At 74.5% G+C, this 15,567-nt stretch carries 12 protein-coding genes; all 12 read right to left on the minus strand.

Features of this window, described 5'->3' with window-relative positions:
• Window positions 1-3: 3 nt before the first annotated feature.
• The 12 genes from ACT3TZ_RS03865 to ACT3TZ_RS03920 are packed head-to-tail and all read right to left on the minus strand — an operon-like array spanning window position 4 to window position 13,831.
• The gene (locus ACT3TZ_RS03865) at window positions 4-654 is read right to left on the minus strand and encodes an NUDIX domain-containing protein (protein WP_444582071.1); all 651 of its coding nucleotides are present in this window, start codon (window positions 652-654) and stop codon (window positions 4-6) included.
• Window positions 651-2,372 carry a CTP synthase gene (locus ACT3TZ_RS03870; protein ID WP_444582072.1) on the minus strand — a complete coding sequence of 574 codons (1,722 nt, stop codon included), beginning with the start codon at window positions 2,370-2,372 and terminating at the stop codon, window positions 651-653. Before ACT3TZ_RS03870 ends, ACT3TZ_RS03865 begins: the two co-directional genes overlap by 4 nt.
• Window positions 2,373-2,386: 14 nt before the next feature.
• A complete protein-coding gene (locus ACT3TZ_RS03875) occupies window positions 2,387-3,466 on the minus strand; it encodes a glycosyltransferase (RefSeq protein WP_444582073.1) in 1,080 nt (359 codons plus the stop codon).
• Window positions 3,463-5,184, minus strand: coding sequence for a murein biosynthesis integral membrane protein MurJ (murJ, locus tag ACT3TZ_RS03880; RefSeq protein WP_444582074.1), 1,722 nt, complete (start codon window positions 5,182-5,184; stop codon window positions 3,463-3,465). Before murJ ends, ACT3TZ_RS03875 begins: the two co-directional genes overlap by 4 nt.
• Entirely contained in the window at window positions 5,181-5,984 is an 804-nt protein-coding gene (locus ACT3TZ_RS03885; RefSeq protein ID WP_444582075.1) for a hypothetical protein, read from the minus strand. The genes murJ and ACT3TZ_RS03885 overlap by 4 nt, the downstream gene beginning before the upstream one ends.
• Complete coding sequence (locus ACT3TZ_RS03890) at window positions 5,981-6,991, minus strand: copper transporter (protein ID WP_444582076.1); 1,011 nt, start codon at window positions 6,989-6,991, stop codon at window positions 5,981-5,983. The genes ACT3TZ_RS03885 and ACT3TZ_RS03890 overlap by 4 nt, the downstream gene beginning before the upstream one ends.
• Entirely contained in the window at window positions 6,988-8,178 is a 1,191-nt protein-coding gene (steA, locus tag ACT3TZ_RS03895; RefSeq protein ID WP_444582077.1) for a putative cytokinetic ring protein SteA, read from the minus strand. The genes ACT3TZ_RS03890 and steA overlap by 4 nt, the downstream gene beginning before the upstream one ends.
• Window positions 8,175-9,881, minus strand: a complete 1,707-nt coding sequence (gene recN / locus ACT3TZ_RS03900) for a DNA repair protein RecN (protein WP_444582078.1) — start codon at window positions 9,879-9,881, stop codon at window positions 8,175-8,177. The genes steA and recN overlap by 4 nt, the downstream gene beginning before the upstream one ends.
• Window positions 9,881-10,825: an NAD kinase gene (locus ACT3TZ_RS03905; protein WP_444582079.1), complete on the minus strand. Its 945-nt coding sequence runs from the start codon at window positions 10,823-10,825 to the stop codon at window positions 9,881-9,883. Before ACT3TZ_RS03905 ends, recN begins: the two co-directional genes overlap by 1 nt.
• Window positions 10,822-11,673 (minus strand): TlyA family RNA methyltransferase, encoded by an 852-nt coding sequence (locus ACT3TZ_RS03910; RefSeq protein ID WP_444582080.1) that lies wholly within the window; start codon window positions 11,671-11,673, stop codon window positions 10,822-10,824. Before ACT3TZ_RS03910 ends, ACT3TZ_RS03905 begins: the two co-directional genes overlap by 4 nt.
• Window positions 11,670-12,686, minus strand: a complete 1,017-nt coding sequence (locus tag ACT3TZ_RS03915; RefSeq protein WP_444582089.1) for an HAD-IIA family hydrolase — start codon at window positions 12,684-12,686, stop codon at window positions 11,670-11,672. Before ACT3TZ_RS03915 ends, ACT3TZ_RS03910 begins: the two co-directional genes overlap by 4 nt.
• Window positions 12,686-13,831: a hypothetical protein gene (locus tag ACT3TZ_RS03920; RefSeq protein WP_444582081.1), complete on the minus strand. Its 1,146-nt coding sequence runs from the start codon at window positions 13,829-13,831 to the stop codon at window positions 12,686-12,688. The genes ACT3TZ_RS03915 and ACT3TZ_RS03920 overlap by 1 nt, the downstream gene beginning before the upstream one ends.
• Between the last annotated feature and the right edge of the window lie 1,736 nt (window positions 13,832-15,567).

A 15,567-nucleotide genomic window follows, 5' to 3' on the forward strand; every position in this document is an offset into this window, starting at 1 on the left:
CCCTCAGCGCGGGGCGCGCGCGGGCCAGGCCGCGCCGACCTCGCGCAGCGGCGGGGCATCCGCGCCCAGCGCCCGACGTGCCATGAGCGCGAGGACCCCGGCGACCAGCGTCCCCGACGTCAGGTCCCCGCGCAGGATCGCCGCGGCGACCTCGCCCGCGGGGACGCGCCGCGTCACGAGGTCGGCCTCCTCGTCGACCCGCTCGAAGCCCTCCTCGTCCTGGGCGCGCAGCCCGGTCGCGAGGTACACGCGGATGATCTCGTCGGAGCCCCCCGGGCTCGGACGCAGGTCCACCAGGGGGTGGAGCACCGCCGCGTCGTGCCCGGCCTCCTCGCGCAGCTCGCGGCGCGCCCCGACGGCGGGGTCCTCCCCTGCCACGTCGAGCAGCCCCGCCGGCAGCTCCCACAGGAATCCGCCCGCGGGATGGCGGTACTGCCGGATCAGCAGGATCCGGTCCTGCTCGTCCAGGGCCAGGACCGCGACGGCGCCGGTGTGACGCACGTAGTCGCGTTGGAACCGGACCCCGGGGGCGTAGTCGACGGCGTCACGGACCACGTCCCAGACATGCCCCTCGAACACCGTCGCGCGCTCGGCGACGGGGCGCGGGTCGTGGACATCGGCCAGGACCTCGTCCCGGATTCCCGTCGGGCTCATACCTCGTCGCCCTCCGGGGCCGCCTCGCGGTGCACCTCGAGCAGACGGGTGGCCTTCTGCGCCTCCAGCGCCGCGCCCACGAGACCCGCGAAGAGGGGGTGGCTGCGGGTGGGGCGGGACTTCAGCTCCGGGTGGGCCTGGGTGCCGATGAAGTAGGGGTGGACCTCGGGATCGATCTCGACGAACTCGACGAGGCTGCGATCCGCCGAGACGCCGGAGATGCGCAGACCCGCCTCCTCGAGGCGGTCGCGGTAGGCGTTGTTGACCTCGTAGCGGTGACGGTGGCGCTCGGAGACGGTGGTGGCCCCGTAGGTGCGGGCCGCGAGGCTGCCGGGCACGAGCTCGTGGCGGTAGGCGCCCAGGCGCATGGTGCCGCCGAGGTCCCCGGAGCCGGTCACGATCTCCTCCTGCTCGGCCATCGTGGCGATGACGGGGTCCGGGGTGCCGGGCTCGAACTCCGTCGAGCTGGCCCCGGGGAGGTCCAGGACGTTGCGGGCCACCTCGATGACCATGCACTGCATGCCCAGGCAGATCCCGAGGGTGGGGATGCCCTTCTCCCGGGTGTGGCGCAGCGCCCCGATCTTCCCGTCGAGCCCGCGGATCCCGAAGCCGCCGGGGACGACGATCCCGTCGACGTCGCGCAGCTGGGTGGCGGCGCCCTCGGGGGTCTCGCAGAGGTCCGAGGCCACCCAGCGGAGGTTCACCCGGGTCCGGTGGTGGAAACCGCCGGAGCGCAGGGCCTCGGACACGGAGAGGTACGCGTCGGGCAGGTCGATGTACTTGCCGACGATCGCGATCGTGACCTCGTACTCGGGCTGGTGGACCCGCTCGAGGAGGTCGTCCCAGTGCGACCAGTCGACGTCGTGCGACAGCAGGTCCAGGCGCCGGATCGCGTACGCGTCCAGGCCCTCGTCGTGCAGCACGTGGGGGATGTCGTAGATCGAGCGGGCGTCGGGGCAGGTGACGACGGCATCGGGATCGACGTCGCACATCGAGGAGACCTTCTGCTTGATCGACGACGGCAGCTCGCGGTCGGCCCGCAGCACGATCGCGTCGGGCTGGATGCCGATCGACCGCAGCGCCGCGACGGAGTGCTGGGTCGGCTTGGTCTTGAGCTCCTGGGAGGGGCCGATGAAGGGGATCAGCGAGACATGGACGAAGAACACGTTGTCGCGGCCGATGTCCTGGCGTACCTGCCGGGCGGCCTCGAGGAAGGGCTGGGACTCGATGTCGCCGACGGTCCCTCCGATCTCGGTGATGATGACGTCGACCTCGTCGGAGGCCTGGGAGCGCATCGAATCCTTGATGGCGTTGGTGATGTGGGGGATCACCTGCACGGTGTCGCCCAGGTACTCGCCGCGGCGCTCCTTGGCGATGACCCCGGAGTACACCTGGCCGGTGGTCACGTTCGCCTCGCGCGAGAGATTCTCGTCGAGGAAGCGCTCGTAGTGGCCGATGTCGAGGTCCGTCTCGGCGCCGTCCTCGGTCACGAAGACCTCGCCGTGCTGGAAGGGGTTCATCGTCCCCGGGTCGACGTTGAGGTAGGGGTCGAGCTTCTGCATGGTCACGCGCAACCCGCGGGCACGCAACAGCATGCCGAGCGAGGAGGCGGTGAGGCCCTTGCCGAGCGAGGACACCACACCCCCCGTCACGAAGATGTGCTTGGAGGTGCCCGGATTGCGGAAGGGCCTGGTCGTGTTCACGGTGCGATCTGCCACGGACCCCGAATCTATCAGCGCCCGCGCTCCGGAGCCAGGACGGCACGCAGCTGTGTGGTCATGTCCTCGATCGTCGGCAGGTCGGCGGCGCGCTGACGTGACGCCGCCTCCCGCTGTGCCCTCGCGGCGGGATCGCTCAGGGAGAGCACCGCGGCGGCGATCGCGGCGGCGTCCCCGACCGGCACCAGGACCGCGGCCCCGCCGGTGACCTCGCGGGTCCCGCCCGCGTCCGTGGCCACGACGGCGCGGCCCGCGTGGAGCGCTTCCTGCAGGGACACGGGCTGGCCCTCCCAGACGGCCGCGGACACGACGAGGTCGGATGCGGCGAGGAGCCGGGGCACGTCGTCCCGGCGGCCCAGCAGCTCGACGTCGAGATGCTCGGCGTCGATCCGTGCCGCGAGCTCGTCGTGCAGGGGTCCGTCGCCCACGACACGGAAGCGGACGGTGCCCGGCGCGCGGGTGCGGAGGACCGCGGCGGCGTCCAGCAGCGTCCCGAGTCCCTTCTGCGGCGCCAGACGGGCGATCACGAGGGCCGCGAGAGGTCCGAGCGGCCCGTGGGTCCCGGGGGTCCCGGACGTCGCCGTGACGCCCGTGGGCGGTGCCGGGGGCTCCCCCGGCTCCCGGAGGCGCGCGGGGACGATCGCGGTGCGCACGTCGCGGGCCCCTGCCGCGCTGGCGTCCCGCGCGAGATCGCCCGAGACCGCGAGGACGGTGTCGGCTCGGCGGCAGAGGATCCGCAGGAGGGCGTGCCCGAGTGCCCGCTGCGCCCGACCTCCGACGGTCCGGTTGTGCAGGGTGACGACGAGCCGCGGTCCCCGGGAGCGGGCGCGCCGTGCCCGGGACCCGAGGGCGAGGGAGCTCAGGGCACCCGCGCGCAGGCCGTGCGCGTGGACGGCCGTGACGTCGCCGCGGGCCACGCGCCGCCGGAGAGCCCGCACGGTCGCGAGGTCAGCGGCCAGGTGGGGGCGGGGGCGGATCCGGACATCCGCGCGCTCGGCTGCGATGCCCGCGGCGGCCAGGGCGGCCTCCTCGTCGGCCACGTGGGCGGCCAGGCCCCCCGAGGCCGTCGGCTCGACGAGGAGCACCCGGATCATCGGCCGGCGTCCTCGGGTGCCGCCGGGCGGCGGGCCCGCACCCGGTCACGGAGCGTCCGCAGCGTCGACCGGTCGGTCAGCGCGAGGACGCCGCCCGCCACGACCACCGCGATGACACCGGCCAGGAGTCCCACCAGGACGGTCAGCACCAGGTGCAGGTCGGGGCTGGTCAGCGCGCGACCCGCGGCGTACCCGGCGCCGGCCCCGAGCACCGAGGCGACGACGGCGGCCGCGGCCCCGCGGTAGATGCGTGCGGCGCGCCCGGAGGATCCGAGGGCGTCGAGGACCCTGCCGATCCCGACGAGCGCCGCCACGGTCATCCCCACCGCGAAGCACAGCCCGAAAGCCGTGGAGGCCTCCGCGGTGCGACGTGTCGGGGAGGGCAGCACGACGACGAGTATCAGCACGATCGCGACGAGCCAGCCGATGGAGCCGACGAGCAGGGCGTCGCGCGCCCGGTGCGCGGCGGCCAGGATCCGCGTGGACTGCGTCGCGATCGCGAAGGGCGCCAGACCCAGCGCCAGCGCCGCGACGGTCGAGCCGACGCCGGTGACGCCGGCCCGGTCGACCAGGTGGAAGAAGTGCTCGATGGCGGGGGCGGCGGCGAACAGGACGGCGGCGCCCACCGCGGCGACGGCGGTGACGGTGCGCAGGGACGCCGTCGACGCCCGCGCGAAGGCCTCGCCGTCTCCGACCAGCCGCAGCTCGGACAGGTGCGGGAACACGCTCGTGATGAGCGGGACGACGAGGATCGCGTAGGGCAGCAGGTACACGGCCTGCGCGTACTGGAACACCGGCAGGGTGCCGGTGCCCCCGGCGCGCATGGCCAGCAGCAGCACCAGGGCCAGGGCCAGCTGCTGGGCACCGACGGCCCCCAGTCCCGCTCCGGCGAGGGAGGTCGCGCGACGCGCGAGGCCGTCGGGGAACCGCAGGGTCGGACGCAGGCGCAGACCCGCCCGGTGCGCGGGGCCCACGAGGCACAGCGCCATGACGAGGACCCCGGCGGTGGTGCCCCACGACAGCACGGCCTCGGCGGCGACGGGGATGGTGCTGGCGGTCGCGACGGCCGGGGCGAGCGCCCCGTAGACCAGGTACGAGGCCATCACGACGAGCGAGGAGACCAGCGGCGCGGCCGCGGGCCAGAAGAAGCGGCGGCGGGCCTGGCAGAAGGCTCCCAGGAGCACGGCGATCGCGTACAGCGGGACCTGCACCGCGAACACCCGCAGCATGCGGGCCCCCAGCTCGACGGAGCTGCCGTTGGCGTCCTGGCCGGAGAGGACCAGCTCGGCCAGGGGGTGCGCCGCCAGCGCCACGGCCGCGGCCAACGGGATGGTCAGCAGCAGGGACCATCCCAGCAGCGCCGACATGACCTGCGAGGCCCGTCGTCGCCCGGTCCCGTCGGTGTCGTGCTCGATGATGCCCGCGACCAGCGGGATCACGACGCCGGCGAGCGCCCCGCCCGCGACGACCTCGAAGAGCACGTTGGGCAGCAGGTTGGCGCTGGCGTACGGGGTGCCGACGTCCCCGCCGCCCACGGTGGCGCCGAACACGAGGTAGCGCCCGAACCCGGCGATGCGGGCGACGACGGTGACCACGAGGATCAGGCCCGCGGCGCGCGCGATCATGGCGGCGGCCCCGGGGGGCGTGGCCTGCGCCTGGGGCGAGGCGCCGCTCGCGGCGCGGGGTCCGGGTCCGGTCTCGCTCGCGGGCACGATCATGCGGTCCCCGCCCGTCGGCCGAGCCGGTCCGCCGCACGCAGCCAGCCGGTGCGTTCGATGACGGCGCTGAAGCTCACGCGCTCGCTGGCCAGGGTCAGGCCCACGACCGCCACGAGCACCCCGATCCGCACGGGAGCGGGCGCCCGGCGGGCGACCGCCGTGCCCACGGCAGCCCCCAGGACGTTGGCCCCGGCGTCGCCGAGCATGCCGCGCTCGGCCAGGTCGATCGGCAGGCACACGAGGAGCGGGCCCAGCACCGCGAGCCCGAGGTCGCGGCCCGCGGCGGAGCGCTCGACCCCTGCCGCGGCGGGCACCACGGACAGCGCGAGCGCGGGCAGGGCGAGGGCCTTCAGCGCCCGGCCGGGCCGCAGGTCGAGGAGGTTGGCGAGGTTCGCCGTGCCCGCGGCGAGCACGGCATCGGTGAGGACGCGTCGCGGAGCGGGAGCCAGGGCCGCCCCGACCAGAGCCAGGGCGGGGATCCCGAGCGCCTTGAGCGCCCCGGTGCTCACGGTGCCGTGGGCGAGGCCGCCGAGGTGTCCGCGCAGCCCCTTGGCGACGGGGATGCCCCGGGCGCGCCGTCGCTCCTCGACGAGGTCGTCGACGAGTCCGAGGGCGGCGACGGCCCCGAGGACCATCGCGTCGGTCCGCCTCCCGCGGGCTGCGGCGAGGGCGACGACCCCTGCCGCCGCTCCGACCCCTTCGAGGAGGGTCACGGGGCGGCCGGCGAAGTTGGTGCGGCCCAGCTCGTCGCGCAGATGACCCAGGAGACGGACGGCGGTGCCGCGGGCGGCGGCGTTCATCCGGCGCCTCCGCCGTCCGAGGTGGTCGCGGCCGCGCCGGCGCTCGATCCGAGAGCGGGGACGCGCGACTGCGCGCCGGCGCCGGTGCCGTAGCTCCCGGCGCCCCCGCGGAACTGCTCGGCGAGGGCGAGGACGGCGATCGGCGGGCCGTCGGGCCGCTGGAGGCCGTCGGCGGAGGAGATCGTCGCGAAACGGGCGTCGCCGCGCGCCACGCGGATCGCTCCGGTGGTGTCGTCGGACCCGGGTGTGGCCCCGGCGACGACGGTGGGGACCTCACCCTCGGTCAGGCCCAGCAGCAGGGCGGCCTGGGCGGCGTTGAGCGCCTGGGCCCGTGCCCCCGCGGCGGCCGTGTCGTCGGAGGTGACCGTGAGCTCGCTCGGGGCGGCCCCGGCGTACAGGACGCCGTCGACCGGAGCCGTGAGCTTGCCGTCGATCGTGACCGCGCCGGCCGAGGTCAGCACGTCGACCGCGGCCTCACGCTGGGAGGTGGAGAGCTGGTCGCCGTCCCGCGTGAGCACCTCCTGGATCGCCGAGGCGATCCGCTGGGTGTCGTCCTCCCCGGTGAGCCGCAGCCCGGGAGCGCGGTCCCGCAGGGCGGTGACGGTGTCGGAGCGGGCGTCAGCGGTCGCGGGGTCCCAGATCATCGTCCCCAGCATCACCCGTGCGCCCACCTGCCCGCCCGCGTCGCCGACGAGCGTGACGATCTGCTCGACGCTCTCCCGGGTCGAGGCGTCGTCGGTGACGACCGCGACGTCGCGGCCCTCGAGGGTCCCGCGCACGAGCGTGGGCGCGGTGCCGCTGATGTAGGTGCCCAGCTGGTCGTTCTGGGTCGCGAGGGCGTCGCTGCGGTCGCGCAGCTGGTCCCGCTCGACCCGCAGCTGCTCGACCTGGCTCGCGAGCTGCGTGCCCAGGCTCTCGCGGAGGGGGCCCGCCCCGAGGGCGATCCCGACCGCGAGGGCGAGGAAGACGGAGATGAGGGACACCAGGTGGTACCGGAAATCGATCACGGGAGGTCAGCCTCCGAGGTGGCGGGTGGGACGTCGGCGAACAGCGACGTGAACCAGGACAGCAGGTCGTCCATGCGGGCGCCGAGGATCTGGAACAGGGCCTGGCCGCCGGGTGTGGCCCACAGCGCGACGACGAGGGCGAGCATGCCGGCCACGGCGAGCAGGACGAGCTGGGCCGTCGAGATCCGCTGACGATACAGGCGGGAGACGCCCTTGGCGTCGACCAGCTTGGAGCCCACGCGCAGGCGTGTGAGGAACGTCGAGCTCATGCCGGCGCGGCCCTTGTCGAGGAACTCCTCCAGGGTGCCGTGGGTGCCGACGGCCACGATCACGCTCGCGCCCTTCTCGTCGGCCAGCAGCATCGCGATGTCCTCGCTCGTCCCGGAGGCCGGGAACACCACGGCCTTCTCGGCGATCCCGAGCTCGCCGAGCCGTTCGAGGCCGGGGGCGCGCCCGTCGCGGTAGGCGTGGACCACCAGCTCCGCGCGGCCCTTGAGCGCACGGTCGGACACGGAGTCCATGTCGCCGATGATCATGTCCAGGCGGTATCCGGCCTCGAGGACGGCATCGGCCCCGCCGTCCACGCCGATGATGACGGGCCGGTTCTCCCGGATGAAGGGCCCCAGCGTCGCGAGGTCCTCCTTGTAGTGGTACCCGCGGACGACGATCAGCACGGCACGGCCCTGCAGCTCGGTCTCGATCTCGGGGGTCCCGACGCCGTCGAGCAGGAGGTCGCGCTCGCGGAGCATGTACTCCATGGTGTTCGAGGCGAACAGCTCGAGCTGCTCGGACAGCCCCTCGCGGGCCGCCTCGAGGGAGGCGGCGATCGCCGCGTCGTCCATGACCTGCCCGTGGGCGACCTCGGTGCCGTCGACGAGCACCTGGCCCTCCTCGGTGAGGGTGAGCGCGGAGCCCTCGGGGATCGCCGCCATCGTGTCCGGGCCCAGATGGTCCAGCAGCAGGATCCCGGCGTCGACGAGGATCTTCGGGCCGGCGTTGGGGTAGCGCCCCGAGGTGGAGCGGGCGGCGTTCAGCACGGCGGCCGGGTGCTTCTCGAGGAGGGCCTCGGCGGCGACGCGGTCGATGTCCTCGTGGTCGATCACGGCGATGTCCCCGGCGACGAGACGCTTGGTCAGGTCCTTGGTCCGGCGTCCCACCCGGGCGATGCCGTGCACGTCGCCCCTCATGCATCGGCTCCGGGGGTCGCGTCGGCCAGGAGCTCGGCGGCGTGGCTGCGCGCGACCTCCGAGGCGTCGTCCCCGGCGAGCATCCGGGCCAGCTCGGTGACGCGTCCGTCGCGGTCGAGCGTCTCGACCGTCGAGCTGGTGGTCCCCTCCCCCGCATGCTTGACGATCCGCAGGTGGGTCGAGGCGTGGGCCGCGACCTGCGGGAGGTGCGTGACGACGATGACCTGGGCGTGCTGGGCCAGGCGTGCGAGGCGCTGGCCGACGGCCAGGGCCGCCCGGCCCCCGATGCCCGCGTCGATCTCGTCGAAGACGAAGACGGGGGCGGCCAGCTCGTCGTCGCGGGAGGAGGCCAGCGCCACCTCGAGGGCGAGCATCACCCGGGACAGCTCGCCGCCGGACGCGGCGGTCGCGACGGGGAGGTGCCGGGCGCCCGGATGGGGGGCGAGGAGGATCGCGACGGCGTCGCGCCCATGGGCGTGGGCGGCCGCCGGGGTGACCTCGACGCGCAGGGAGGCCGCGGGCATCTCGAGCTCCCGCAGCTCGGCCTCGACGGCCTCGGCGAGCCGACGGGCGGCGTCCTCGCGCACGGCGGTGAGGGCGAGGGCGATCTCGTCGAGCTCGGTGTCGATCGCGTCCGCCTGCTCCCGGAGGCCCGCGAGCTCCTGCTCGGCGCCCTCGAAGCGATCGAGGTCCGCGGCGGCGGTCCGGGAGGCTTCCAGCACGGAGCCGATGTCCGTGCCCCCGCCCAGCACCGGCGCGAGGTCGCGCACGGCGAGCGTGAGGTCGTGGAGCCGTTCGTTGGCCTCGTCGAGGCGCCCCGGGGAGGCGTCGATCCCGTCGGCGTAGCGTCCGAGCTCCGCGGCGACGTCGGACAGCTCGAGGCGGGCGGACTCGATCCGCTCGCCGAGGGGACGGAGGCTCTCGTCGGTCGCGGCGGCGGTGCGGACGGCCTGGGCGGCGAGATCCAGCAGCGACGCGGCGGACGGGGCGTCGTCGCCGACGAGGGCGATCGAGGCCTGCTCGGTGTCGCGCCGCAGCTCGACCGCGTGGGCGAGCCGGTCCAGCTCGGCGCGCAGCGCGTCGTCCTCCCCCGCCTGGGCGTCGAGCCGCTCGAGGCGTTCGAGCGCGCTCGTGAGGGCCTCCCCGCGCTGGTCGCGCTCGCGCAGGAGCGCTGCGAGCCGGCCGCGCTCGCTCTCCAGCTCGGCGCGGCGGGCCCAGGTGGCGCGATGGCGGGTCACGAGGTCCTGGGCGGTCGCGCCCGCGAACTCGTCGAGCGCCTCGCGCTGGGCGTCGGCGTCCCGGAGGCGCTGCTGATCGGACTGTCCGTGGACGGTGACGGCCGAGCCCACGAGCCGCGACAGGGTGCCGATGGGGACGGGGACGCCGCCGATCTGGGCCCGGGAGCGTCCGTCGCGGGTGGTGCGGCGCACGACGAGCACCTCCCCGTCGTCCTCCTCGGCGCCGAGCTCGTCGAGGGCCTGCGCCAGCGCCCGGTGGCCGGCCAGGCGCAGCGTCCCGTCGACGGTGCTCGCGGCGCCCGCGCGGCGCGAGTCGAGACGGCCCCCGAGCAGGAGGGAGAGCCCGGTGACGATCATCGTCTTGCCGGCGCCGGTCTCTCCGGTCAGCGCCGTGAAGCCGGGGCCGAAGTCCAGGAGCGCGTCGTCGATGACGCCGATGTGGCGGATCCGCAGGGTGGACAGCATCAGGTGCCCTCGGAGTCACGCCCCCGCCAGCCGACGACGGGCAGGCGGAACTTCTCGACGAGCCGGTCCGCGAAGGGCGTGGGGGCCAGGCGTGCGAGCGTGATGGAGGACGGTGACAGGCGCGCCTCAAGCCGCATGCCGGGCTCGATGGGCACGGTGCGGCGGCCGTCGAGGGTCAGCACGGCGTCGTCGGAGTTGTCGGGCACGACCTCGACGGCGGCGCGCGAGGAGCGGCCCAGGACCAGCGGGCGCGCGAACAGGGCGTGGGCCGCGAGCGGGACGACCAGGAAGGCGTCGACCTCGGGCCAGACGACGGGGCCGCCGGCGCTGAAGGCGTAGGCGGTCGAGCCCGTGGAGGTCGACAGCAGCACGCCGTCGCACCCGAAGGAGGAGACGGGGCGGTCGTCGATCTCGATCACGACGTTGATCATCTTCTGGCGGTCGGCCTTCTCCAGCGAGGCCTCGTTCAGCGCCCAGTGGCGGCCGAGCTCGTTCTGCTCGGCATCGAAGACGAGCACGTCCAGCGTGGAGCGCTCCTCGATCTCGTAGGCGCCCTCGATGAGGCGGACGACCGTCTCGGAGAGCTCCGCGACCTCGCTCTCGGCGAGGAATCCGACGTGGCCGAGGTTCACACCGTGCACGGGGATCTTCGCGTCGCGCACCACCTCGAGGGCGCGCAGGATCGTGCCGTCCCCGCCCAGGACGATCCCGAGCTCGACCCGGTCGGCCGCGGTGACGCGGTCGTCGATGTCGACACGGTCGCCGTCGAGGACCTCGAGGAGCTCGGGCGGGACGATCGCGGGGTCCGCCGAGCGGATCTCCGCGACCTGCTCGTCGGTGACGACGCCGCGGACGCCGCGACGATCCATCTCGGTGAGCACGGTGAGCATCGCGTGGAGCGCCTCGGCGCGACCGGTGTGCACGTAGAGCAGGAAACGTCTCATGGGGTGTGACCCTCCCGGTCCCGGCGTGCTGGTTCGGTGCGGCCGTCCGGGCCGTCGACTGCCTGGTCGATCATGTCATAGCCCCGTGGTCCCGGAGCACCGGGGCGCGTGCTGCGACCCAGGTGCAGGAAGTACTCGACGTTGCCGTCCTGGCCGGGCAGGGCGCTGCGCCCGACGCCGTGCAGCGTGAGGGACGCCGCGCCGGCGGCGTCCGCGACGGCACGCACGGCGCGCCGGCGGTCCTCGGGGTCGCGCACGACTCCGGTGCGCGGCAGGCGCGCACGGCCCACCTCGAACTGCGGCTTGACCATGAGGACGAGGTCCCCGCCCGGCTCGACCAGCCCGGCGAGGTCCCGGATCACGGTGGTCAGGGAGATGAAGGAGAGGTCGGCGACGAGCGTGCGCACGGTCCCGCCGACGGTCGCGGACGACAGGCCCCGGATGCTGGTGCCGTCGAGCACGTGCACGCGGGGATCCTCCCGCAGGTGCGGGGACAGCTGTCCGTGGCCGATGTCGACGGCGACGACCTCGGCAGCGCCGCGGCGCAGGAGGACGTCGGTGAACCCCCCGGTCGAGGCACCCGCGTCGAGGCACCGATGGCCCCGGACGTCGATCCCGAGCACGTCCAGGGCGCCGGCGAGCTTGTGCGCGGCGCGGGAGGCGTACTCGATCCCGTCGGGGACGTCCACGACACCCAGGGCGGCGTCGGGATGCACGGGCGCGGAGGGCTTGGAGGCCGCGCGTCCGTCGATGCGTGCGCGTCCCTCCTCGATGATGCGGCGCGCATGGGTGCGCGAGCGCGCCAGTCCGGCGTCGACGAGCGCGAGGTCCAGGCGCCGCGAGGTCACCGGGGCGTCGGGTCCACGACCGTGCGCGTCTCGTCGAGCACGCGGCCGGTCCAGGCATCGTCGGGGTGGTGACGGACCACCAGCGCGAGCGCCGCCCGCAGGGAGCGGGGGTCCTCGGCGGGGCCGTGGAGGATCACATCGCCCTCGTCCCAGCTCGCCGAGACGCTCCCGCAGCGGGCCGCGCGCTCGTCGAAGGCGGCCGGCTGGATCGGCTCGGCGAGGCTCGAGAGGTCGGGCAGGATCCAGGTGGGCCGTCGCACCGGATCGGCGTGGAGCGCGTCGAGGGCCGTGGAGACGCCGGTGAGCACGAGCAGGGAGTCGATGCCCGCCCGGACGGCGCACTCGACGTCGGTGTCGAGCCGATCCCCCACGGCGAGGGGGCTGCGTGCCCCCACCCGCTCCGCGGCGAGGCGGAACATGCCCGGCTCGGGCTTGCCCGCGACGTCCGGCACCGCGCCGGTGGCGTGACGCAGGGCCGCCACGAGGGAGCCGTTGCCCGGGGCCATGCCCCGCTCGGTGGGGAGGGTCGCATCGACGTTGGTGGCCATCCATGCCGCGCCGTGCGCGATCGCGAAGGCGCCCTCGGCGAGCATCTCCCAGCCCACCTGCGGCGCCCAGCCCTGGACGACGGCCTGGACGCCCGGGGCATCGCGGTCCACGGGCACGAGCCCCGCGAAGCGGATCTCCTCGGCGAGGCTGGGCCCGCCGATGACGAGCACCTCCGCCCCGGCGGGGAGCCGCTGCGCGAGCAGTCCCGCGGCGATCTGCGGCGAGGTCACGACCTCGTCCGCGGCCGCCTCGACGCCCACCCGTGCGAGGTGGGAGACCACCTGGGCGGGGGTGCGCGAGGCGTTGTTCGTGGCGAAGACGATGGCGCGGCCGGCCTCCCGCGCGGACCGCACTCCGTCGGCCGCGGCCGGGATGGGGGTGCTCCCGTGCATGAGGGTGCCGTCGAGATCGAAGAGCAGCGCGTCGTGCAGCGCCAGGAGTGAGGGCGGGAGTCGACGCTGCATCACGCGCGGTCCTCGTTCTCGGGGGCATCCGTCCGCTCGTCGGCGGACTCCCCGGCGGTCGGGTCCTCGACGCTTGGGGCTGCGTCGGTCGGGCCCTGATCCGCCGGGTCCGCGGCGCGCGACGTACCGTCGGCCGAGCCCTCGCCGCGGGACTCCGCGTCCGCGGGACCTTCGGGATCGAGGATCTCGTCGTGCTCGTCATGACCGCGCGACCCGGTGCCTGCCGTCGTCTCTGCACCGAGCTCGTCGTCCTGATCCTCGCCCAGGGGCTCGGCGTCCGCCGTCGCTACCGGATCGGGGTCGACGTCCCGGTCGTCGTCGAGAGCATCCGGGGCGCCGGGGTCCTCGTCGTGCGCGTCCGAGGCGCCGAGGTCCTCGTCGTGCGCGTCCAGGTCGTCGGGGTCCTCGTCCTCGGTCAGGTCGACGTAGGCGTCCACGACGCTGACCTGCTCGTCGTCCTGCCAGGTGGGATCCTCGACCGCCGGAGCGGGACGTCCGAGCCGGTCCGCGGCGTCCGTGATCCGCTCGGTGTCCGTGTCCGCCGCGAGGGTGAGCCAGCGGCGCGCGTCCTCGTCACGGCCGGCGCGCTCGAGGAGGTCGGCGTAGGCGACCCAGAGGCGGACGTGCCAGGTGCCGTCGACCTTCTGCCGCAGGGCGGGGATCTCGAGGGTCGCCAGTGCCGTGGCCACGTCGCCGATGTCGGCGTAGGCGCCGGCGACGACGATCATCATCTCGATGGTGCCGTTCAGGTCGAGCTTCTCGGCCTCCGGCGAGGCGGCGATCTCGAAGGCCCGCTCGGGTCGTCCGAGCCCGCGTTCGCAGTCGGCGATCATCGGCAGCAGATCGGAGCGCCCGGTGATCCGGACGGCCGTGCGGAGCTCACGCACGGCAGTGGCGAACTCGCCCGCGCGGTACGCCACGATCCCGTAGGTCTCCCGCACCGAGCCGATGCGGCCGCCGCGTCGCGCGGCGAACTTGGCATGAAGGAAGGCCTCGAAGGGCTCGACGTCCACGAGCGCCCAGGCCGCGACCATGTGCGCCGCGACCCTGTCCGCGGTCTCACGGGACAGGCTCCGCAGCTCATCGCGCACGTCCCGGTCGAGCTCGCGCCCGGTGATGCCCTCGGGGATGAGGGGCTCGTCCATGCGCTCGGCACGACGTTCCTGGCCCGGGCGGCGCGAGCGGTCCTCGAAGGCGTCGCCGGGGCGGCGGTTCTCCTCGAACTGACGGGCACGATCGGGGCTCCGGTGCGAGGACGAGTCGGTCCGACGGCCCGATGGTGCGCCGCGTCCATCGGAGCGCCCTCGGGAATCCGATCGATCGCGGTCCCCCGCTCGACCACCGTGCCGGTCATCTCGTCGCGGAGCGTGGCGGTCGCGGTCCTCGGAACCGCGCCCCCTGCCCCAACGGTCCTCATCGCGGCGTGTGGAGTAGCGCTCATCGCGGGAGCCGTTGCTGCGGCCGGAGGAGCGGTCATCGCCAGAGCCGCCGCTGCGGCCGAACGAGCGGGAATCGCGGGAGCCGGCGGTGCGGCCGGACGAGCGGTCGTCATCACGACGCCCCTGGAAGCGGTCGCCGCCGGGACGATGCGTCGACCGCGATGCATCGTCGCGGTCGGAGGACCGCCGACCGTCACCGCGTCCGTACGAACGATCAGATTCCGCGCGACCGCGTGACCGATCATCACCACGCCGCCCGTACGAGCGCTCAGCGCCCGCACGGCCTCCGGACCGATCGTCCTGGCGGCGTCCGTACGAACGGTCCCCGTCCCCACGACGACCGTCAGTGCGCTGTGCCCCGCGATCCGACCCGCGGGAATCCTCGCGCCGTCCCCACGAGCGATCGTCTCCCCTGGTGGAGGTGCGACGGTCCGCGCTCCGGGATTCGGAGTTCCGCTGCTGGCCCCGGTATCCGCTGTCTCGCCGGGTCGAGGATGCGCCACCCGACCCGTCACGGGATCCGACCCGACGGTCTGCCGTACGTGCCTCTCCCTCACGACGCTCGGACGAGCCCCTCGTGGACCGACGGTCGTCGTCACGACGATCCTGCGACCAGCCACCCGACCTGTGTTCGCCGGCCTCCCGGCGCGAGCCTCCGTACCCCCCACGGGATCGGTCGTCCCGGCTGCCCTCGCGGCGCTCGAAGCTCGCCTCGCCCTCGCGCCGTCGGAAGGACCCCGAGCTGCGGTCCGCACCATCACGGCCCGAGCGGCCGCCAGATCGCGCACTGCCATCGGAGGACACGCCCGACCGGGGAGTCGTCCGGCGAGCTGCCGAGGAGCCGCCCGAAACTCGTCCACGGCCCGAGGAATCGCGGGACTCCCACCGATCGGGGCGATCGTCGCTCCGTCCTCGGTGTTCACGATCCTGCGTCGCCATCGTCCAGCCCCACTTCCGTCGTCCTCGAGCGCGGTGCTCGAGCCCATGCATCGACCCACGGTAATCCACCCCGGGCACACCCCGGCGTCCACCGCGAGTCGCCGTGACTGCCATCACCGAGGCCGGCAGGCAGAGCGCCCGGACCGTCCCTGATCCTGGCCGACACCCCAGGGCGACCAGTCCCGTGATGAGAGGCATGGCGAACAGTCCCGGCGCACGGCGGCGCAAGGCGGTCACCGGACGCCATCACGAATGATGGCCAGAGCCCTCGACGGAACCAGACGGGCCGCGAAGCACAGGCTTGCGCCGGCCCCCACCGTCCGCTCGGAGACGACCGTGATCGGCACACGAGAGCCCCCGCCACGACATCGAGGGCTGGAGGCGCACCAAGCAACGCGATGGGGCCGCCGGCCCCTGCACGCGCAGCTCTCGGCAGCGGACCTCGACCACTCCCCATCCCGTCAGTGCGACAGGTCGGCAGATCGACAGGGGGACACTCCCAC

This window comes from Brachybacterium sp. AOP25-B2-12, assembly GCF_052378625.1.
In the GTDB taxonomy this organism is placed as follows: Bacteria; Actinomycetota; Actinomycetes; order Actinomycetales; family Dermabacteraceae; genus Brachybacterium.